The sequence below is a fragment of the Pseudomonas sp. Pseusp21 genome, from assembly GCF_059492145.1.
In genome coordinates this window covers 5,876,252-5,897,601 of record NZ_CP168520.1, presented here as the reverse complement: position 1 = coordinate 5,897,601, position 21,350 = coordinate 5,876,252, and the positions used below count along the sequence as shown (strand labels likewise).

16 protein-coding genes and 4 tRNA genes are annotated in these 21,350 nt (G+C 60.6%); 5 read left to right on the top strand and 15 right to left on the bottom strand.

The features are described from left to right. Nucleotides 1–16: 16 nt before the first annotated feature. The 3 genes from ACEN93_RS26755 to leuC are packed head-to-tail and all read right to left on the bottom strand — an operon-like array spanning nucleotide 17 to nucleotide 2,894. Nucleotides 17–784: a class I SAM-dependent methyltransferase gene (locus tag ACEN93_RS26755; protein WP_115077206.1), complete on the bottom strand. Its 768-nt coding sequence runs from the start codon at nucleotides 782–784 to the stop codon at nucleotides 17–19. Nucleotides 785–819: 35 nt separating this feature from the next. After that, nucleotides 820–1,464: a 3-isopropylmalate dehydratase small subunit gene (gene leuD / locus ACEN93_RS26750; RefSeq protein ID WP_064594825.1), complete on the bottom strand. Its 645-nt coding sequence runs from the start codon at nucleotides 1,462–1,464 to the stop codon at nucleotides 820–822. Nucleotides 1,465–1,475: 11 nt separating this feature from the next. Next, the gene (leuC, locus tag ACEN93_RS26745; RefSeq protein ID WP_074687686.1) at nucleotides 1,476–2,894 is read right to left on the bottom strand and encodes a 3-isopropylmalate dehydratase large subunit; all 1,419 of its coding nucleotides are present in this window, start codon (nucleotides 2,892–2,894) and stop codon (nucleotides 1,476–1,478) included. Nucleotides 2,895–3,034: 140 nt separating this feature from the next. On the opposite strand from leuC, the gene ACEN93_RS26740 reads away from it, so the two are divergent. The 3 genes from ACEN93_RS26740 to ACEN93_RS26730 all read left to right on the top strand — a co-directional run bounded on the left by ACEN93_RS26740 (nucleotide 3,035) and on the right by ACEN93_RS26730 (nucleotide 9,071). After that, nucleotides 3,035–3,925, top strand: a complete 891-nt coding sequence (locus ACEN93_RS26740; RefSeq protein WP_007956444.1) for a LysR family transcriptional regulator — start codon at nucleotides 3,035–3,037, stop codon at nucleotides 3,923–3,925. Nucleotides 3,926–3,993: 68 nt separating this feature from the next. Continuing rightward, nucleotides 3,994–7,272, top strand: a complete 3,279-nt coding sequence (locus ACEN93_RS26735) for a bifunctional diguanylate cyclase/phosphodiesterase (protein WP_039770156.1) — start codon at nucleotides 3,994–3,996, stop codon at nucleotides 7,270–7,272. Nucleotides 7,273–7,379: 107 nt separating this feature from the next. Beyond that, entirely contained in the window at nucleotides 7,380–9,071 is a 1,692-nt protein-coding gene (locus ACEN93_RS26730; RefSeq protein ID WP_414882485.1) for an Hsp70 family protein, read from the top strand. Here ACEN93_RS26730 and ACEN93_RS26725 read toward each other — a convergent pair. From ACEN93_RS26725 to gltX, 12 genes are all read right to left on the bottom strand, one after another. After that, nucleotides 9,068–11,764 (bottom strand): J domain-containing protein, encoded by a 2,697-nt coding sequence (locus ACEN93_RS26725; RefSeq protein ID WP_495610709.1) that lies wholly within the window; start codon nucleotides 11,762–11,764, stop codon nucleotides 9,068–9,070. The genes ACEN93_RS26730 and ACEN93_RS26725 overlap by 4 nt on opposite strands. Continuing rightward, on the bottom strand, nucleotides 11,761–12,456 hold the full coding sequence (locus ACEN93_RS26720; RefSeq protein ID WP_039770152.1) for a DUF1266 domain-containing protein: 696 nt from the start codon (nucleotides 12,454–12,456) through the stop codon (nucleotides 11,761–11,763). Before ACEN93_RS26720 ends, ACEN93_RS26725 begins: the two co-directional genes overlap by 4 nt. A 186-nt stretch (nucleotides 12,457–12,642) precedes the next feature. Next, the gene (locus ACEN93_RS26715) at nucleotides 12,643–13,086 is read right to left on the bottom strand and encodes an Hsp20 family protein (protein ID WP_011333344.1); all 444 of its coding nucleotides are present in this window, start codon (nucleotides 13,084–13,086) and stop codon (nucleotides 12,643–12,645) included. 121 nt (nucleotides 13,087–13,207) lie between these two features. Next, nucleotides 13,208–14,167: a tRNA dihydrouridine synthase gene (locus ACEN93_RS26710; RefSeq protein WP_103386615.1), complete on the bottom strand. Its 960-nt coding sequence runs from the start codon at nucleotides 14,165–14,167 to the stop codon at nucleotides 13,208–13,210. 35 nt (nucleotides 14,168–14,202) lie between these two features. Then, a complete protein-coding gene (locus ACEN93_RS26705; protein WP_103386614.1) occupies nucleotides 14,203–14,664 on the bottom strand; it encodes an acyl-CoA thioesterase in 462 nt (153 codons plus the stop codon). Nucleotides 14,665–14,711: 47 nt separating this feature from the next. Next, nucleotides 14,712–15,545, bottom strand: a complete 834-nt coding sequence (locus ACEN93_RS26700) for an alpha/beta fold hydrolase (RefSeq protein WP_085612829.1) — start codon at nucleotides 15,543–15,545, stop codon at nucleotides 14,712–14,714. Between the two features lie 30 nt (nucleotides 15,546–15,575). Then, nucleotides 15,576–16,115 carry a TetR/AcrR family transcriptional regulator gene (locus tag ACEN93_RS26695; protein ID WP_039770145.1) on the bottom strand — a complete coding sequence of 180 codons (540 nt, stop codon included), beginning with the start codon at nucleotides 16,113–16,115 and terminating at the stop codon, nucleotides 15,576–15,578. A gap of 183 nt (nucleotides 16,116–16,298) precedes the next feature. After that, nucleotides 16,299–16,374 (bottom strand) — tRNA-Glu (locus ACEN93_RS26690). 78 nt (nucleotides 16,375–16,452) lie between these two features. Next, a tRNA-Ala gene (locus tag ACEN93_RS26685) sits at nucleotides 16,453–16,528 on the bottom strand. Nucleotides 16,529–16,581: 53 nt separating this feature from the next. Beyond that, nucleotides 16,582–16,657: transfer RNA gene (locus ACEN93_RS26680), tRNA-Glu, on the bottom strand. Between the two features lie 79 nt (nucleotides 16,658–16,736). After that, nucleotides 16,737–16,812, bottom strand: a tRNA-Ala gene (locus ACEN93_RS26675). Nucleotides 16,813–17,014: 202 nt separating this feature from the next. Continuing rightward, entirely contained in the window at nucleotides 17,015–18,496 is a 1,482-nt protein-coding gene (gene gltX / locus ACEN93_RS26670; RefSeq protein WP_007956429.1) for a glutamate--tRNA ligase, read from the bottom strand. Nucleotides 18,497–18,726: 230 nt separating this feature from the next. Here gltX and ACEN93_RS26665 point away from each other — a divergent pair, with 230 nt between their 5' ends. Beyond that, the gene (locus ACEN93_RS26665) at nucleotides 18,727–19,776 is read left to right on the top strand and encodes an HlyD family secretion protein (protein ID WP_064594815.1); all 1,050 of its coding nucleotides are present in this window, start codon (nucleotides 18,727–18,729) and stop codon (nucleotides 19,774–19,776) included. Further along, nucleotides 19,766–21,316, top strand: coding sequence for an MDR family MFS transporter (locus ACEN93_RS26660; protein WP_129973130.1), 1,551 nt, complete (start codon nucleotides 19,766–19,768; stop codon nucleotides 21,314–21,316). The genes ACEN93_RS26665 and ACEN93_RS26660 overlap by 11 nt, the downstream gene beginning before the upstream one ends. Nucleotides 21,317–21,350: the final 34 nt, after the last annotated feature.

Sequence of the window (21,350 nt, the reverse complement as noted above, 5' to 3'; positions counted from 1 at the left end):
ACTTATCGTTTCAGGATTACTTTTCAGCCCAGAGCACCAGTACATCTGTACTGAACGAACCATCGGCCTCAATCTCAAAATATTCGCGTACTTCGTTGCCCATCGACTGCTGCAACTGGCGGATCGCGGCGCGCATCACCTCTGGCGTGCGCATGCGCTCGACCCAGCTGTTGTACTCCAGACGCAGGCGCTGACGCGTGGTGCTGCGGGTGTGCAGACCGGCCTCGCTGACCTGGCGCAACCACTCACCGGCCGAATAATCGCGTACATGGCTGGTATCGCGCAGCACTTCGACGCTCTGCAAATAGGTGTCGAACAGCGGACTGCCCGGCGACAGCACATCGATGAACGCCGCCACGCCACCCGGCTTCAGCACCCGACGCACTTCGCGCAAGGCCACACCGAGATCGCTCCAATGGTGCGCCGAATAGCGGCTGAACACGAAGTCGAATTCGCCATCGGCAAACGGCAGACGCTCGGCGGCGCCGTTGACCGTGGACACATTGCTCAAACCGCGATCAACAGCAGCGGCGGCCACCACGTCGAGCATCTGCTGCGACAGGTCGTAGGCCACCACTTCTTTCACCAACGGGGCAACGTGAAAACTCACGTGCCCGGCGCCGCAACCCAGATCCAGCACCCGCGCCTCGCCCTGCCCCGCCAACTCAGCCTGCAGCAGCGCAAATTCAGTGCCTTGAGCGTGAACGGCGCTGCTCAGGTAGGCGGCGGCCTGTTCACCGAATTGCTTCTGTACAACCTGACTGTGCTGGGCGGTGCTGGTCATGGGTACGTCCTTTTCTGGGTTTCAACCTTTCAGATTCACGCGTCGCGGAACAACCACGGCTGGCTAGCGCGATGTTTGGCTTCGAACGCGGCAATCGCATCGCCGTCCTGCAAGGTCAGGCCGATGTCGTCCAGGCCGTTGAGCAGACAGTGTTTGCGGAAGGCGTCGATCTCGAAGCGGTAGACCTTGCCGTTCGGGCTGGTGACGGTCTGCTCGTGCAGATCGATCTGCAACTGATAGCCCGGTTCGGCCTCGACCTGCTTGAACAGCTCGTCGACTTCGGCATCGCTCAGGATGATCGGCAGCAAACCGTTCTTGAAGCTGTTGTTGAAGAAGATGTCGGCATAGCTCGGCGCGATGATGCTGCGGAAACCGTATTCTTCCAGCGCCCACGGCGCGTGTTCACGGCTGGAGCCGCAACCGAAGTTCTCGCGGGCCAACAATACGCTGGCGCCTTGATAACGCTCGGCGTTGAGCACAAATTCCTTGTTCAACGGACGTTTGGAGTTGTCCTGATACGGCTGACCCACATCGAGGTAACGCCACTCGTCGAACAGGTTCGGGCCGAAACCGGTGCGCTTGATCGACTTCAGAAACTGCTTCGGAATGATCTGGTCGGTGTCGACGTTGGCACGATCCAGAGGCGCGACGAGACCAGTGTGCTGGGTAAAAGCTTTCATGCTGCGCTCCTTTAGATCAATTCACGAACGTCGATGAAACGACCGTTCACCGCCGCCGCAGCGGCCATGGCCGGGCTGACGAGGTGGGTACGGCCACCGGCGCCCTGACGGCCTTCGAAGTTACGGTTGGAGGTCGAGGCGCAATGTTCGCCGGACTCCAAACGGTCCGGGTTCATCGCCAGACACATCGAGCAACCCGGCTCGCGCCATTCGAAACCGGCTTCGAGGAAGATCTTGTCCAGACCTTCGGCCTCGGCCTGGGCCTTCACCAGACCCGAGCCCGGCACCACGATGGCCTGTTTGATGGTCGACGCAACCTTGCGACCCTTGGCGATCACCGCCGCAGCGCGCAAGTCTTCAATCCGCGAGTTGGTGCAGGAGCCGATGAATACGCGGTCGAGCTGAATGTCAGTGATCGCCTGATTGGCGGTCAAACCCATGTATTTCAAGGCGCGGACGATCGAGTCGCGTTTGACCAGATCCATCTCTTTAGCCGGGTCCGGCACGTTCTGATCGACGGCCAAGACCATTTCCGGCGAAGTGCCCCAGCTGACCTGCGGCTTGATCTGCGCGGCGTCGAGCTCGACCACGGTGTCGAAATGCGCGTCGGCGTCGGACACCAGGTCTTTCCAGGACTCGACCGCCAGATCCCACTCGGCGCCTTTCGGTGCGAACGGACGACCCTTGACGTAATCCACGGTCTTCTGGTCCGCCGCCACCAGGCCCACACGGGCGCCGGCTTCGATGGACATGTTGCAGATGGTCATGCGGCCTTCGATGGACAGGTCGCGAATCGCGCTGCCGGCGAATTCGATGGCATGGCCGTTACCGCCGGCGGTGCCGATCTTGCCGATCACCGCGAGGACGATGTCCTTGGCGGTCACGCCGAACGGCAATTGGCCTTCGACGCGCACCAGCATGTTCTTCATTTTCTTGGCGACCAGGCACTGGGTGGCGAGCACGTGCTCGACCTCGGAAGTACCGATACCGTGAGCCAGGGCGCCGAACGCGCCGTGGGTCGAGGTATGCGAGTCGCCGCAGACCACGGTCATGCCCGGCAAGGTCGCGCCCTGCTCCGGGCTGATCACATGAACGATGCCCTGGCGCACATCGTTCATCTTGAATTCGACGATGCCGTACTCATCGCAGTTGTCGTCGAGGGTCTGAACCTGCAAACGCGAGACCTGGTCGGCAATGGCTTCGATGCCGCCCTTGCGCTCCGGGGTGGTCGGTACGTTGTGGTCCGGGGTGGCGATGTTGGCATCGATGCGCCACGGCTTGCGCCCGGCCAGACGCAGGCCTTCAAAGGCTTGCGGCGAGGTCACTTCGTGGATGATGTGACGATCGATATAGATCAGCGCCGAGCCATCGTCGCGCTGCTTGACCAAATGCGAATCCCAGAGCTTGTCGTAGAGCGTTTTGCCGGCCATCAGACGGTTCCTCATCAGCTTGTTTCTATGCCCTGGGCTTATCAATAACCCTTTGGCTTGTGAGGCGGATCCTATGGGGTTAGATTAAATAACTCAAATTCATATTTTTTATGCTTTGGATAACCAACTGGAATACGAACATGGACCTGGCCAACCTCAATGCTTTTATCGCGATTGCCGAGACCGGAAGCTTCTCCGGTGCCGGCGAACGGCTGCACCTGACGCAACCGGCGATCAGCAAACGCATCGCCGGACTGGAGCAGCAATTGAATGTGCGGCTGTTCGACCGGCTCGGTCGCGAAGTGGGCCTGACTGAGGCCGGCCGGGCCCTGCTGCCACGGGCTTACCAGATTCTCAACGTGCTCGACGACACGCGCCGCGCCCTGACCAACCTGACCGGCGAAGTCACCGGCCGCCTGACCCTGGCCACCAGTCACCACATCGGTCTGCACCGTCTGCCGCCATTATTGAGGGAATACACCCGCCGCTACCCACAGGTGGCGCTGGATATTCAGTTTCTCGATTCGGAAGTGGCCTACGAGGAAATTCTCCACGGCCGGGCGGAACTGGCGGTCATCACCCTCGCGCCGGAGCCGCATACGCTGGTCAAGGCCACGCCCGTCTGGGACGACCCGCTGGATTTCGTGGTGGCCCCGGAACATTCATTGATCAGCAACGGCGCCGTCACGTTGGCGGACATTGCCGGCCATCCGGCGGTTTTCCCCGGCGGCAACACCTTTACTCACCATATTGTCCAACGTCTGTTCGAGGCTCAGGGCCTGACGCCGAACATCGCCATGAGCACCAACTACCTGGAAACCATCAAGATGATGGTGTCGATCGGCCTGGCCTGGAGCGTTTTGCCGCGCACGATGCTCGATGAACAGGTGGCGCGCATACCTTTGCCGGGCATACAGCTCAGTCGCCAGCTAGGCTATATCCTGCACACTGAAAGGACGCTGTCGAATGCTGCACGGGCGTTTATGGCCCTGCTGGACGCTCAAATCGATCTGCCAGGGACTCTCGGCTAACTTGTGCTACTCCTATAGAGCTGCCGCCCCTGTGCCAAACGCCCAAATCAGCTCAAGGCCCCTTAACAATGCCGAAATCTGTTGACCGTATTCCGCCGATGCCGCGTATTCAGGCCATTGATCCACGGCGATCCGAGCAGAGCTGGGAGAGCGCGCCGCAATTGCTCGCGGCGCTCAACGGTGCCCGGCTCGGCGCCTGGTACTGGGATATCGAGCGCGGGCAGATCAGCTGGTCACGCGGCACTCAGGCCTTGTTCGGCTTTGATCCTCGGCAACCGCTGCCCGAAGACCTGGAATACCTCGACCTGCTGCCACCTGAAGACCGGGCGAAAACCATCCGCGCCTTCCACGCCGTGATTGCCGGCGCGCCGCTGGAGCAGGCAATGCACCACCGCATCCGCTGGCCCGACGGCAGCCTGCACTGGCTGGAGATCAACGGCAGCCTGCTCCCCGACAAACACGGTCGACCCCGAATGATCGGGGTGATCCGCGAAATCACCCACCAGCGGCAACGGGAACAGGCGCTCAGCAGTTCGGAGAAACGTTTTGCGACACTGTTTCATCTGTGCCCGAACATGGTGCTGCTGACCCGCCAGGAAGACGGCCTGATCAGCGAGGCCAACCAGTATTTCGAAAGTCTGTTCGGCTGGCCGGTACAAAGCGCCATCGGGCGCACCACCCTGGAACTGGGCCTGTGGGTGCATCCCGAGCAACGGGCGGAGCTGGTCAAGAAAACCAAGGCCAAGGGTGAACTGGTCAGCATGGAGGTGCAGTTCCGCGCCAGCAACGGCCAGATCCACGACGGCATCCTCAGCGCGCAAAAGGTCGAACTCGAAGGCCAGCCTTACCTGCTCAGCACCTTTCTCGACACTACCGAACGAAAAGCCGCCGAACATGCCCTGAAAGACAGCCAGGAACGCCTCGACCTGGCGCTGGATTCGGCGCAACTCGGCACCTGGGACTGGCACATTCCCAGCGGCATGCTCTACGGCTCGGCCCGCGCTGCGCAATTACACGGCCTGGAGCCGAAACCGTTCCATGAATCCTTCGAAGAGTTTTTCGAGGGCGTCCCCGGCGAAGAACGCGACAGCATGCGCGACGCCTATCGCAGCCTGCGCGAAGGCCCGGCCGGCAACTATCAGCTGACTTACCGCGTGCAACTGCCGGACGGCAGCTCGCGCTATCTGGAAAGCCGCGCCCGCCTCTATCGCGACGACAACGGCGTACCGCTGCGGATGGCCGGCACCCTGCTGGACATCACCGATCAGGTTGAACGCGAGCAACGGCTGGTGGCTTCGGAAGAGAAATTCGCCACGCTGTTCCAGGTCAGCCCCGACCCGATCTGCGTCACGCGCCAGGAAACCGGGGAATTCATCGAGATCAACTCCAGCTTTTCCCAGACCTTCGGCTGGAGCGCCAGCGATGTGATCGGCCACACCGCCGAAGAAATCGGCTTGTGGGACGCCTCGGCGAAAAGCCTGCAACGCATCGAACGGGTGATCCGCGAACAGGGCCTGAGCAATGTTGCGATCATCGTCCAGCACAAGGACGGCCAGTCGCTGACCTGCGTGATTTCCAGCCGCCAGATCAGCGTCGGCAACCAGCCGTGCATCGTCACCACGCTGCGCGACATTACCCAGCAACAGCGCTCGGAAGCGGCGCTCAAGGCCAGCGAAGAGAAATTCGCCAAGGCGTTTCACTCCAGTCCCGACGCGATCACCATCACCGAGCGCGATACCGGGCGCTATCTGGAGGTCAACGACGGCTTCTGCCGCCTCACCGGCTATCGCGCCGACGAAGTGGTGGGCAAAACCGTGTATCAGGTCGGTATCTGGGCCGAGGAAAAACAGCGTTCGGCACTGCTGGCCGAGCTACAGATCAAGGGCCGCGTACATCATCAGGAAATGCTCGGGCGCAACAAGCGCGGCGAGATCCTGACGGTGGAAGTCTCGGTCGAGCCGATCACTCTCAACGAAACCGCCTGTCTGCTGTTGACCGCCCGGGACGTCAGCCTGCTGAAGAACGCCGAGGCGCAGATCCGCCATCTGGCCTATCACGACCCGCTGACCAACCTGCCCAACCGCGCACTGCTGATGGATCGCCTGAGCCAGCAGATCGCCCTGCTCAAGCGCCACAACCTGCGCGGGGCGCTGCTGTTTCTCGACCTGGATCACTTCAAGCACATCAACGACTCGCTGGGGCATCCGGTCGGCGACACGGTGCTGAAAATCATCACCGCACGGCTTGAAGCCAGCGTGCGCATGGAAGACACCGTGGCGCGGCTCGGTGGCGATGAATTCGTGGTGCTGCTCAGTGGCCTGGAAGGCACGCGCAACGAAGTCAGCGCTCAGGTGCGCGAGTTGGCCGACACCATTCGCGAGTTGCTGTCGGAGCCGATGTTCCTCGACGGACAGCGCCTGCAAGTGACGCCGAGCATCGGCGTGGCGCTGATTCCCGATCACGGTTCGACCCCGACCGACCTGCTCAAACGCGCCGACATTGCGCTGTACCGCGCCAAGGATTCGGGGCGCAACACCACGCAGATGTATCACAACACCATGCAGAAAGCGGCCAGCGAACGGCTGCGCATGGAGACCGACCTGCGTCTGGCGCTGGCCCGGGGCGAATTCGACGTGCATTACCAACCGCAAATCGACGCCCAGGACAACCGCATCATCGGCGCCGAAGCCCTGGTACGCTGGAATCACCCGGAACTCGGCGCGCAATCGCCTACCGAATTCATCAAGGTGCTGGAGGACAGCGGACTGATTCTGGAAGTCGGCACCTGGATCCTCGACGAGGCGTGCGAAGCCTTCAAACAATTGATCGCCGAAAAACTGATCGACCCTCTGGCCTTCAGCCTGTGCGTGAACATCAGCCCCCGGCAGTTCCGCCAGAACGACTTCGTCGAGCGCATCGAACACAGCATGAGCAGCCACGGTCTGCCCTGCTCGCTGCTGAAACTGGAAATCACCGAAGGCATCGTCATCCAGAACCTGGAAGACACCATCAGCAAAATGCGCCGCCTGAAAAAACTCGGCGTGAGTTTTGCCATGGACGATTTCGGCACCGGCTATTCATCGCTGACGTACCTGAAACGACTGCCGGTGGACACGCTGAAGATCGATCAGTCATTCATCCGCGACGCCACCACCGACCCCAACGACGCCGAAATCATCCGCGCCATCGTCGCCATGGCCCGCAGCCTGGAACTGGAAGTGATCGCCGAAGGCGTGGAAACCCCGGAACAGCTGGCCTTCCTTCAGGGGTTGGGCTGCCATTTGTATCAGGGTTATCTGCACAGTCGGCCGTTGCCGCTGGAGGGATTGAAGGGATTGCTGGAATGACCCGACACCTGCGATTGCTTGTCGCAAGTATTGACCCAGGCCGGTAATTGCCAGGGTTGGCGGCAACCTGTAGGGTCACGTTTTTTCGCGCTGTTTCGAGATCGATCATGCAGGATGCATCCCTCCCCCGCCCGGCCCTGCTGGGCATTGACCTTGGCACCACCAACAGTTTGATCGCCGTCTGGCAGGACGGTCAGGCCCGATTGATCCCCAACGCCCTCGGCGAGGTGCTGACCCCGTCGGTGGTCAGCCTCGATGAAGACGGGACCATTCTGGTCGGCAAGGCTGCACGCGCACGCCTGACAACCCACCCGGAACGTACAGCCGCCGCGTTCAAGCGCTTCATGGGCAGCGACAGGCAGATCGACCTCGGCACACAAACCTTCAGCCCGGAAGAGTTATCGGCATTGGTACTTGGCTCACTCAAGCAGGACGCCGAGGCTTTTCTCGGCCACCCGGTGGCTGAAGCGGTGATTTCCGTGCCGGCGTATTTCAGTGACGAACAACGCAAACGCACCCTGTTCGCCGCCGAACTGGCGGGCCTGAAGGTCTCCCGACTGATCAACGAGCCGACCGCCGCCGCGATGGCGTATGGGCTGCACGAGCAGAAATTCGAACGCACGCTGATCTTCGATCTGGGCGGCGGGACGTTCGATGTCACGGTCCTGGAATATGCGTTGCCGCTGATTGAAGTGCATGCGTCCACCGGGGACAACTTTTTGGGGGGCGAAGACTTTACCGATGCACTATTGAATGCCTGTCTGAAAAACTGGCAATTGACCCCGTCGATGATAGATCCGCAAGGCATGGCCAGCCTGGGCGATGCCCTGGAACAACTCAAATGCAAACTCGGCGAAGGCACTCAATCGTTGAACTGGCGCCATGCCGACAAACTGTACGAGTGGTCGCTGGACGAACCCGCTGCCGTGAAGATCTGGGAACCATTGCTGGCGCGGCTGCGCGCGCCGATCGAACAGGCCCTGCGCGATGCGCGCCTGAAACCACGGGATCTTGACAGTCTGGTGCTGGTGGGTGGGGCAACGCGGATGCCTGCGGTACAACAGATGGTCGCGACCCTGTTCGGACGCCTGCCCTACCGGCATCTTGATCCCGACACCCTCGTTGCACTGGGTGCGGCCACGCAAGCGGCCTGCAAGGCGCGCGATGGCGCGATCGAAGAGCTGATCCTGACCGATGTCTGCCCTTACACGCTGGGCATCGCAACCATGCGTGGCAAAGGCATCGACGGCGCCTTTTCGCCGATCATCGAACGCAACACCATCATTCCGACGTCACGGGTCGAGCGCTACCACACAACCCACCCCCGACAGGAGCTGCTGCGCATTGCCGTTTATCAGGGTGAGCGCCCGTGGGTACGTGACAACATCCTCATTGACGCTTTCGATGTCACCTTGACGCCCACCGATAACATTCAGGAGCTGGACGTACGCTTCAGTTACGACATCAACGGCTTGCTCGAAGTCGATGTCACGATGCTCGAGACCGGCGAACGCCACAGCCACAGCATCGATCGCAGTCCCACCGGGCTGGATGAACAAGCGCGCAGAGACAGCCATAACCGACTGTCGACGCTGAAGGTCCATCCACGCGATGCATTACCCAACCGCACACTGCTGGCCCGTCTGGAGCGGGCATGGATGCAAAGTCTGGGCACGCAGCGCGAACACATTGCCGAGTGGCTGCACAACTTCACCACGGTACTCGCCGGACAGCAGCCGGCAGAGATCGCCAGCCACCGCTCAGAGCTCAACAAGGCTCTGGACCAGCTGCGCCTCTAGCCGTTGAGTCGCCGCAGAGCAGCCTGCAGACCACCGGACAGCATCTCGCCAGCGCCGCTGTCCGGTGGCACGCCATATCGGTTGGGCAACTTGTCACCGGGAAAGCCGAACAGCAGCAGCGGCAGGAACGGCAAGATCGGCGACAAGGCCATGAATATCAGCAACGTGGGCAAACCTCGACCCATGTCGTGCAAACGACGCAGAGTGGCGCCGAATAACAACAGAACACTGAGTAACAGAATCGGAATGCCAAAGAACGTGGCACCGCTGATCAGAGCTGCCACCGGCGCAATCACTACACACCCCAGAACCTGAGCGATAAAAGCCTTGCGCCCCAGCCGCGACCCCAGGCGCCAGATCGCCCCAGCAGGCACCGGCTGAATATCACTTTTGGCCAGCATCAAACGCTCCGACCAGGACAGCAAGGCACACAGCGCCAGGCGCAAGCCGATACTGTTCTGCACGTCATCCTTGCCCTGCTGCAATTGGCGCAGTACTCGCGTTTTCGGCACTCCGGCAGCGCCATAGCGAACCATGGCCTTGAGCGCATCGAGAGACTCGTACGCCAACAATTTGTCGACCCCGAAATCCGTCAACACCTTGCGCGGCGGCCACAGTGGCTCGCCTTTGATCAAGCCGTCACGAAACCCTTCGAACCAGTCGTCTTCGCAACTGACCGCCGCGATGGATTGCAACAACGCACGGTGCTGCTCGGCGCTCAGGCTCGGGTCGTGATAGAGCACGCCCCAGAACATCAACAGCCCCAACAGATCGTCGCCACATGCAGCGCGATCGCTTTCGATGCAGGTGTAAAGCAGGGTGTTGGCAGGCAATCGGGCGCTGTCGAGTGCCTGCTGAACGCTGAACAATTGCTGCACCAACAAGCCGTGCACCGGATCATTGCCTTGCAGCCAGCCCAGTAAACCGTCGCAATTGCCTTGCTCGCGTTGCAAACGGCGCAACAGTGGCTGCAATCGGCTCAAGGGATGAGCCGGACTGAACGGCAGACGCTCCAGGCACTGCCCATCGATCAATTGCAGACAACGTTCCGGCTGATCCAGCAACGCCAGCAAAAACATGGTTTGAGCGTGCCACTCCCACACTGCCTCCCCCAGCCCGACCGACGGCAACCCGATCCCGCGACGGCTCAACTGAAAAAGCAGATCGAGTTCGGACAGGTCACAGTCGTCTTTGACGGCACCCAATTTGAACGCTTCAGCGATGCGCTCCAGGGCGGTGTAACTGTAGGGCCGCAAGCGACGCAGCCACAGGCGACAGACCTTGTGCAGCTCGCCTGTTGTCAGTTCCTGCGGCAATTGCTCCGATGTTGAATCCGCTTCGCTGAAGGCGCTCATCACCTGCGCAATCGGCGCATTCGCCAACCAGCGCAGATGCTGCCCGGCCTGAACTTTGAACCCGCTCAACACCAGGCATTCGAGCGCATCGACCGGAAGCGGCTGATCCAGAATCCGCTGCAGCAAGACCGCATCACCGCGATGCAGCGCCCAGGCATGCCGGTACAGTTGCAGCAGCCGGCTGTCGGCATTCTCACCCAGCAGTTGGGCAAGCAACGGGAGCTCATCGCCTGTCATGCGCCAATCGACAAAACTTTGCGCCAGGCTATCGAGCTTCAACCGCCCGACACCCAACCAACGGTTCAGCGTCTCGGGACGTTGTGACGGACTGCCGTATACCTGGGCGTCATCCCCGAGATCCGCAGGCCACTCGGAGAAATCGCCCAGACAATCGAACGCCTGAATCAGCAGAGGCAGAAAAGTCGGTTGCCGCTTGGCGCACAATTCCAGCAGACGACTTTCGGCCATCGGATGGCGGAACTCGTTCCACAGTCGGATCCAGCACGGCAATGCCTGATCGTCCCGCCCCAGCAGACTGCTCTGACACGCCAACAGGTAAAGCCAGTCCACGTCATCCGGTGCTTCCAGCTGTTTTTCGACACAGCACTGCAAAAATATCGGTGCACCGATGCCCGCTTGGGTGAACTGCACCAGTAAACGTTTCATGAACACAGCATCATCCGGCAACGGCAGGCACGTGTGCTGGCTGGCGAAGTCGGCGAATTCATGGAGGGGACGCTGGGTGAAAATAAAGTCGAGACTGCGGGCGTACCAGAGTGTTTCGGTTTGCGCAGCCACTGACCAGGCGCTCATCAGATCGGTATCGAACGGGTCAGGCGTTTCGATTCGCTGCAAAAAGGCTTCCACCCGATGCGCGTCGTTGAATTCCAGATCCAGTAACTGCTGATGCCAGGCCATACGCTTGGCCAACAAATTCGCGCAGCGGTAAGACAGCGGGCCGGCATCGGCCATCCGGTGGTAGAGACCCCAACTGAGTTCATCGAGCTGCTCCAGCGACAGCTCGTCCAGCACCCGGACAAATGCCTGCCACGCCTCGAAGTTGAAACGCCGCGCGGGATCGTCAAGCAACTCGCAGAAATCCGCGAACGCCTGCGGGATCTCGACAACCTCCTGCCCTGACTCTTCAGTTTTTTCCTCGGGCGCTTCTTCCTCGTCTTCACGCGCCAGACGCAACGCGTTTTCGTAGGCCATGCGCAGCGCCTGAAATCCTTCAGGATCGGTTTCCGGATGATGCGACGGCAAACATGCGCGGTAGGCATCACGAATCCGGGTTTCGTCGGAGGTGGGCTCGATGCCCAGTCGAATCCAGCAACTCATGACCAGTCGAACTCCTTGAGCGATGCAGGGCGGGGCAGCAGATCAATCTCCATGTGCCAGGGCAGGTCGGCCAGAAAGTGCGGGATGTTCTGGGCGAGGCCGCGGGTGATCCGCAGGTTATGAGCACTGTCCCCTTGCCGCTCCAGCTCGCAAGCCAGCTCGTCGTCGCTTGTGTCCAGGCAACACCAAAACGTACGCCCCACAACAAAGCCATTGAAGTAGGACATCCAGCTACCGTAGTGAAATTGCGCCCTGACGGCTAAACGGCTGTGCAGCCAGTTGCTTTCGGCCAGATCAATCCACTGATTGCGCACTGCGCAACGCAAGAGAAACCCCATTCGCCCGTAATCCCAGGACAAGATCCCTCCTGGACCGCAACCGCCGAAAGTGCGACTGGCAAACTCATGCAGAACCCGCTCGCGAGGGCTCAGCTCTTCGAGCAGGCGCTGCCATTCACTCGGCAGACAACGTTGCCATGCCAAATAGGCACCACTCAGGTGCTTTGCATGTCCGTCGTCCGTCATCCACTGGAGCATGTCGAACAATTGCCGCCGGTCATCGATTCCCCAGCTGCCTTTCAGATCGATGTAGCGGTCGTCGCAGAAGGCAGGGTCGTCATACCCGGCGCCGGTGTTGAGCGCTGCCATTGGCGCAGAAAGGGCGCACAGCCAGCGCTGTTGAATATCGTCCATGAAAAAAGGCTCCAGGCCGACCGATAAGGATGGGGTCGGCAAAACTGCGGCGGATTGTAGAGAAACCGCCGCTGGCGGCAAAGTCGAACAGCCATTTTCCTGCGCCCACAAAAAAAGGCCCCGACGTATCGGGGCCTTCATTCAGCGGCTTATCGCCCGTTCAGACGATTTGTTTCTGCAAGTGACTCAGTGCTGCAGTGCCGGCTGCGCTCCGTTGATCGGGATGCGCTTGGCTTTCGCCTCTTCCGGAATCACGCGCAACAGGTCGATGCTCAACAGACCGTTGCTCAGGCCGGCGGCCTTGATCTCGATGTGATCGGCCAGACGGAAGGACAGCTTGAATGCACGCTGGGCAATGCCCTGGTGCAGGAACGTGACGCCTTCGTTGGCATCGCGCTTGCCGCCACTGATGGTCAGCACGCCTTTTTCGACTTGCAGTTCCAGGTCTTCTTCCTGGAAACCGGCCGCCGCCACGACGATGCGGTATTGATCGTCACCGTGTTTTTCCACGTTGTAAGGCGGATAGGTGCTGCCTGGCTCGTTGCGCAGGGCAGTTTCGAACAGGTCGTTGAAACGGTCGAAACCCACCGAGGAACGGAACAGTGGAGCGAGGGAAAATGCAGTACTCATGATTCAAATCTCCTGAAAACAATCAGCAAGTTTTTTTGTCTCCGCGACCCGAATTCGGCATCGCGTAACCCTTAGATAGGGACCTGCGTTTTGTTTTCAAGAGATCGTTTGAAGATTTTTTTCAGGCGGCTTCGGCGACCGGCAAACCCAGTAAACGCGAGACCTGATCCGGCTCGGTCTCCCGGCGCAGCACGGTAAACAGCTCGACGGCCTCGGGGTAATTGCGGGTCAGCATGGCCAGCCACTGTTTCAAACGGCCCGGCGACTGGCGCGCGGTCATTTGCGCTTTGGCTTGCAGCCAGAAGTCCTGGATCAGTGGCATCAGTTCGGCCCAGGTCATTTCGACGACTTCCACGCCGGCACGGGCGGCGGCGATCTGACGGGCCAGATCCGGACGCGACACCAGGCCGCGACCGAGCATGATGTCTTCGACGCCGCTGATTTCCCGGCAGCGGCGCCAGTCGTCGACGCTCCAGATATCGCCGTTGGCGAACACCGGCACCTTGACCACGTCCTGCACGCGCGGAATCCACTCCCAATGCGCCGGCGGCTTATAGCCGTCGACCTTGGTGCGGGCGTGAACCACGATGTGCTCGGCGCCGCCCTCGGCCAGCGCCGTGGCGCACACCAGCGAGCCGTCCGGGCTGTCGAACCCCAGGCGCATCTTGGCGGTGACGGGAATGTGTGCGGGCACGGCGCGACGCACGTGTTCGACGATCTGATTGAGCAGCTCCGGCTCCTTGAGCAGTACCGCACCGCCACGGGACTTGTTGACGGTCTTGGCCGGGCAGCCGAAGTTCAGGTCGATCACTTCAGAGCCCAGCTCGCAGGCCAGCGCCGCGTTTTCCGCCAGGCACACCGGATCGGAACCCAGTAACTGCACGCGCAGTGGCACGCCGGAAGCGGTGCGCGCACCGTTGAGCAGTTCAGGGCCGAATTTGTGGAAATAGGCCGGGGTCAGCAACTGGTCGTTGACCCGAATGAACTCGGTCACGCACCAGTCAATACCGCCGACACGGGTCAGGACATCGCGCAGAATGTCGTCGACCAACCCTTCCATCGGCGCCAGAGCAATTTGCATGGGGAACACACACTCAAGGAAAAACGTGCGGCAGTTTACTGGGTTTCGCGAGCTAAACCCATGTCCGCCGTCTGTATGACCGGGCCGTAGCCCTCGATGAACTCGGCAGGCATGCGCTTGGGCCTGCCGGTGGACAGCTCGATGCAGACGAAGGTGGTCTGGGCGCGCAGCAGCGTGGCGTTGTCGCTGGGGCGGATCAGCTGGAAGTGACGGGTCATTTTCAGGCGCTGATCCCAATCGACGATCCAGGTCGCCAGTTGCAGTTCATCGCCTTCGTAGGCAGCGGCCAGGTAATCGATTTCGTGTCGCACCACGGCCATCGCCCGATCCAGCCGCCGGTACTCGACCAGATCCAGACCCAGACGCTGTGAGTGGCGCCAGGCGCAGCGCTCGAGCCAGGTCACATAGACCGCGTTGTTGGCGTGGCCCAACCCGTCGATGTCCTCGGCGCCCACTTGCAGATCAATGGTAAACGGCGTTGCCCGATCCCAGCCCATGCCCTACTCCCGGTCAGATGATTCAACCGGGGCAGTGTAACGGATGACTACGCCGATTGCCGCGCCTGAAGGCTGCGCCCGGCCAGCAGTGATAACACGCCATCAATCACCCGAGGGTCGGCCAGCACGCGTTGATGGCCGCCGGCTTCCAGGCGCAGCAAGCGACTGTCGAACCAGGATTCGTGGATCAGCTGGGATTCCTTGACCGAGACGAAGGTGTCGTCCTCGGCATGCACGATCAGGCCTGGCATATCCAGTTGATAGTGGGCGACATCGAGGGTGGCGGCGCGCATCCCGACGTCCTGCTCGACTTGCCGAATGAACGCCGAGCGAGCTCTGGGCGGCATGCCGACATAACGGGCAAACCCGCGCAAAACACCAAGAATTCGCGCCGGAGCGGCAATGCTCACGAGGGTTTCGGTGCGCAATCCTAATTGCACCGCCAGCATGGCGCTGGCGCCGCCCATGGAGTGACCGATGACAGCCTGCAACGGAGGCAATTCGGCAGCGGCTTCAAGCATCGCTCGAGCGAACAGGACCACGTTGGCTTCACGCCCCGGCGAGCGACCGTGGGCCGGGCCATCAAGCGCGACAACGGTGTAACCCGCTTCAACCAGCGCGGTGATCAACGCGGCAAACTGGGTGGGCCGCCCTTCCCAGCCGTGCATCAGCAAAACAGTCGGGCCTTGCCCCCAGCGCAGGGCCGAAAGACCGAAGCGCAAGGTGATGCGTTCGGATTTCGCCAGCAGCGGCAATTCCCAGTCCCTCGGTTTATTCACGCGCGGCGTCATGAACGCCAACCGCATTTTGCTCGCCACCAGTTTCGGTGCGAACCAGCCCAAGGTGCCATTAACGCCGCGAACCCACTTCAACGTGCTCATCGCTCTCTCCCCGGGCTTGCAGCCTTCAGGTCAACGCACCGCCGACTTGGCGGCGCGCAGCAATCGATCGGATAAATCCCCAGGACCCAACGCCCTCGCGAGCGCCAGGCCACCCACCATCAAGGCCACGTCGGCCAACGCTTTGTCGGTGTCTTCCGGCGCTGCGGCCAACTGCGCAATCATCAATTCCAAGTGTTCGTTCAACGCAATCCGAAAGGCCTCCGGCAGACGGCCCAACTCGCCAATAGAGGCCGGAATCGGGCAGGCCGAATCGCTGGAATCGCGGTGCTTGCGCGACAGGTAAAACGCAGCCACCAGGGCGCGGCGCTCTTCACCGGTCAGCTCGCTGTCCATGTCGGCAATCAGGTCGCGACGGCGACCAAGCAATTGCTTGAACGCCTCAAGCATCATGGCGTCCTTGCTTTCGAAGTGGGCATAGAAGCCGCCGACGGTCAGGCCGGCCGCACCCATCACTTCGCCCACGCTCGGTTCAGCCGGACCGCGCTGGATCAGTGCAGCACTGGCGGCCTTGAGAATGCGTTCGCGGGTTTGAGCTTTCTTGTCGTTCATCGTCGCCTCCGAATATTACGATAGCAATATTATTCTCATAATAATATTCCGCAAGTCACACGCGTGACCGCTGGTCTGAAGCACAGTGTTAAGGAAAAAGAGGATTTGGCCAAACGCCAGACAAACAAAAGGGCCATTCAATAATTGAATGACCCTTATAAAATCCCGCAAAGCGGGCAATCGTGGCGTCCCCTAGGGGACTCGAACCCCTGTTACCGCCGTGAAAGGGCGGTGTCCTAGGCCACTAGACGAAGGGGACACAAACCTTCTATACAACTGATCAGCGCTGAGTACCGATCGATTCAAGGCCGGTGTGGCCAGACCTTGAACTGTAAATTGGTGGAGCTAAGCGGGATCGAACCGCTGACCTCCTGCATGCCATGCAGGCGCTCTCCCAGCTGAGCTATAGCCCCGGATTTTTCGCCTCTCGGCGGAGCGACATCTTGCAACATCGCTTCTGCAAAACTGGCGTCCCCTAGGGGACTCGAACCCCTGTTACCGCCGTGAAAGGGCGGTGTCCTAGGCCACTAGACGAAGGGGACGCAAACCCTTCTATACAACTGACCAACGCTGAGTGTTGATCGCTTCGAAGCCGGTGTGGCCAGGCTCCGAAGTGTAAATTGGTGGAGCTAGACGGGATCGAACCGTCGACCTCTTGCATGCCATGCAAGCGCTCTCCCAGCTGAGCTATAGCCCCTCATCGTTGATGTCATCGCTGAGGACGGGGCGAATCTTAAGGGCGTATCGAAAGGCTGTCAAACTTATTTTTGAAAAAATTCAAAATTTTTTGTCGGCATTACAATCACTTACCGCCCTCCCCCCGTAAATTCGGGGGAAAACACCGAAGGACAGGATCAAAAGATCCTGACCTTCGGCGCGTCCCGCAGAGTCAAACGCAATCAGGCGATGGCGCCCAACAGCTTTTCCCACTCTTTGTTTTCTTTCTTCGACACGCCGCCCAGCAGGTCAATCGCCTGGCGCAGACGGAAACGGGTCAGGTCCGGCCCGAGGATTTCCATTGCATCGAGCACCGACACCGAACTCGCCTGCCCGGTGATCGCAGCAAACATCAGCGGCATCGCATCACGCAGTTTGAGCTCGAGGGATTCAACCACCGCCTGAATCGTCGCGGTGATGCTGTCCTTCTCCCACTGACGCAGGCTTTCCAGCTTCCACAGGATCAGTTGCATCAGTTGACGCACCTGATCGCCCGACAGCTTTTTCGATTCGAACAGCTTGGCATCCGGGTTCACGCCACCGGCGAAGAAGAACCCGGCCAGCGGTGCAACCTGGCTGAAGGTTTCGACGCGGCCCTGAACGTGCGGCGCGATTTTCATCATGTATTCGGAATTGAACGCCCACTTCTGTACGCGAGCGGCGAACTCTTCCACCGGCAGATCACGCAGCCACTGGCCGTTGAGCCACGACAGCTTCTCGATATCGAAAATCGGCCCGCCCAGCGACACACGCTTGAGATCGAAGTTGTCGACCATTTCCTGCAGCGAGAACTTCTCGCGCTCGTCCGGCATCGACCAGCCCATGCGGCCCAGGTAGTTGAGCATCGCCTCAGGCATGAAGCCCATGCGCTCGTAGAACGTCACCGAAGTCGGGTTCTTGCGCTTGGACAACTTGCTCTTGTCCGGGTTACGCAGCAGCGGCATATAGCACAGCTCCGGTTGTTCCCAGCCGAAGTACTCGTAGAGCAGGATCAGTTTCGGCGCCGACGGCAGCCATTCTTCGCCACGCAGCACGTGGGTGATGCCCATCAGGTGATCGTCGACTACGTTGGCCAGGAAATATGTCGGCAGGCCGTCGGTCTTCATCAGCACTTGCATGTCCATGCGATCCCACGGGATCTCGACATCGCCACGCAGCATGTCCGGGACCACGCAGACGCCTTCGCTCGGCACCTTCATGCGGATCACGTGCGGCTCGCCGGCAGCCAGGCGACGGGCGACTTCTTCCTTGGACAGCAGCAGCGCGCGGCCGTCGTAACGCGGGGTTTCGCCGCGAGCCATTTGCTCGGCGCGCATCTGGTCCAGCTCTTCGGCGGTGCAGAAGCACGGGAAGGCGTGGCCCATGTCGACCAGTTGCTGGCAGTACTTCTGGTAGATGTCGCCGCGCTCGCTCTGACGGTAAGGACCGTGCGGGCCGCCGACGTCCGGGCCTTCGCTCCAGTCGATACCCAGCCAGCGCAGGGCGTCGAAGATCTGCTGTTCGGACTCGCGGGTCGAACGCAATTGATCGGTGTCTTCGATCCGCAGGATGAACTCACCGCCGTGCTGCTTGGCAAAGCAGTAGTTGAACAGTGCGATGTAAGCGGTACCTACGTGGGGATCCCCGGTAGGCGATGGCGCGATGCGAGTGCGGACGGTGGTCATGGCATGTCTCGAAAAGAATGAAAAGCAAAGAACGATCAAGCGGCGAATGGTAACAGGCGACACCCGCCCCGCTCCAGCGGGCAGGGCATTTAAGCCAAGGTTGCGTCTGGAACGCCCGTTGGCCGTGGTGAATGGCCGAATATCAACAGACGGCATTTACCGCTCATCGGCTGTGTGCCAGATTCGCCTGCTGATAACTTTCCTTACAATTCCTCGACTACAGTTTGCCCATGCCTGCCCAACTCAAGCGTCGCCTGTTCATTTTCCTGTTGCTGGTCCTGCTGATTGCCGGGGGCTTTTTCGCCCATTGGTTTTTCAAGGGACGCTTTTATGAAAGCACCGACAACGCCTATGTCCAGGGTGAAATCACCCGGGTATCGAGCCAGTTGAGCGCACGCATCGAGGAAGTGCTGGTGCAGGACAACCAGCATGTGGAAAAAGGCCAGTTGCTGATCCGTCTCGAACCGAATGATTTCCGCCTCGCTGTCGATCGCGCCAATGCCGCCCTCGCCACCCGCGAAGCCGAACGCCTGCAGGCCCAGAGCAAATTGACTCAGCAATCGAGCCTGATCGCCGCCAGCGATGCACAAGTGGCAACCACGCAAGCCACCCTCGGGCGCTCGCAGATGGATTTGTCGCGGGCAGAAACCCTGCGTAAACCCGGCTACGTCTCCGAGGAGCGGGTCACCACCCTTTCCGCCGACGCCCACATCGCTCGCTCGCAAGTGGCCAAGGCCCAGGCCGATGCCCAGAGCCAGCGCCAGCAAGTCAATGCACTTACGGCCGAAATCAAACGCCTCGACGCGCAGATCGCCAACGCCCGCGCCGACCTCGCCCAGGCCGAACTGAACCTGACGCGCAGTGAAATCCACGCACCGATCAGCGGCCTGATCGGCCAGCGCGCGGCGCGCAATGGTCAGGTGGTGCAGGCCGGCGCCTATCTGCTTTCAATCGTTCCGGACGAAGACATTTGGGTGCAGGCCAATTTCAAGGAAACCCAAATCGGTCACATGCAGCCGGGCCAGAAAGCCGAGCTGCTTTTCGATGCCTACGGCGATACGCCGATCGAGGCCCGGGTCGACAGCCTGTTCGCCGCCTCCGGCGCGCAGTTCAGCCTGTTGCCGCCGGACAACGCCACCGGCAACTTCACCAAGGTCGTACAGCGGATTCCGGTCAAGCTGACGTTCAAGGCCGATAACCCGCTGCACGGCAAGATCCGTCCGGGCATGTCCGTCACCGCCACCGTGAACATCAAAGACGCCCCTGACAATGGCCGGTGATTCACTGATCCGCCCGGTCGGCGAACCGACCCGGCGGGACTGGATTGCGGTGATGAGCGTGATGCTCGGCGCCTTCATGGCGGTGCTCGACATCCAGATCACCAACTCGTCGCTCAAGGATATTCAGGGCGCCCTCTCGGCGACGCTGGAAGAAGGCTCGTGGATTTCGACGTCTTATCTGGTGGCGGAAATCATCATGATCCCGCTGACCGCCTGGCTGGTGCAGTTGCTGTCGGCACGGCGGCTGGCAGTGTGGGTGTCGCTGGGGTTTCTGATTTCGTCGCTGCTGTGCTCAATGGCCTGGAGCCTGGAGAGCATGATCGTGTTTCGCGCCATGCAGGGTTTCACCGGCGGCGCGCTGATCCCGCTGGCGTTCACCCTGACCCTGATCAAACTCCCCGAACACCACCGCGCCAAAGGCATGGCGATGTTTGCCATGACCGCCACCTTCGCCCCGTCCATCGGCCCGACCCTCGGCGGCTGGCTCACGGAAAACTGGGGCTGGGAGTACATCTTCTATATCAACATCCCGCCGGGGCTGATCATGATCGCCGGGCTGATGTACGGGCTGGAGAAGAAAGAAGCGCATTGGGAGCTGCTGAAAAGCACCGATTACACCGGCATTCTCACGCTGGGCGTCGGCCTCGGTTGCTTGCAGGTTTTTCTCGAGGAAGGCCATCGCAAGGACTGGCTGGAATCGAGCCTGATCGTGACGCTGGGCAGCATCGCCCTGCTGAGTTTGATCACCTTTGTGATCGTGCAGATTTCCAAGCCCAATCCGCTGATCAACCTCGGGATCCTGCGCAACCGCAATTTCGGCCTGTCGAGCATTTCCAGCCTCGGCATGGGCGTCGGGCTGTACGGTTCGATCTATCTGCTGCCGCTGTATCTGGCGCAGATCCAGAACTACAACGCCCTGCAGATCGGCGAAGTGATCATGTGGATGGGCGTGCCGCAGCTGTTTCTGATTCCGCTGGTGCCGAAACTGATGAAATTCGTCTCGCCGAAATGGCTGTGCACGATCGGTTTCGGCCTGTTCGGGCTGGCGAGTTTTTCCTCCGGCGTGCTCAACCCGGATTTCGCCGGGCCGCAGTTCAACCAGATCCAGATTATCCGCGCCTTGGGCCAGCCGCTGATCATGGTGACTATTTCACTGATCGCCACGGCGTACATCCTGCCGCAGGACGCGGGCTCGGCGTCGAGCCTGTTCAACATTTTGCGCAACCTCGGCGGCGCCATCGGCATCGCCCTGCTCGCAACGCTGCTGGACGCGCGCACCAAGACCTACTTCGATTATCTGCGTGAAGCGGTGGTGCCGACCAATCCGCAGGTTGCCGAACGCCTGGCGTCGATGACCGATCGGTTCGGCAGTGACACGGCGGCGTTGGGCAAGTTGAGCGAGATCGTTCATCAGCAGGCGCTGATCATGGCCTACAACGATGCGTTTCATTTTGTCGGGATTGCGCTGGGGATCAGCATGTTGGCGATTTTGCTGACCAAGAAATTGCCCGCCGGACTGAAGGCCGGCGAGGCACATTAACCTTGAGCGGACGCAGAGCGTCCAGGGCTGCATT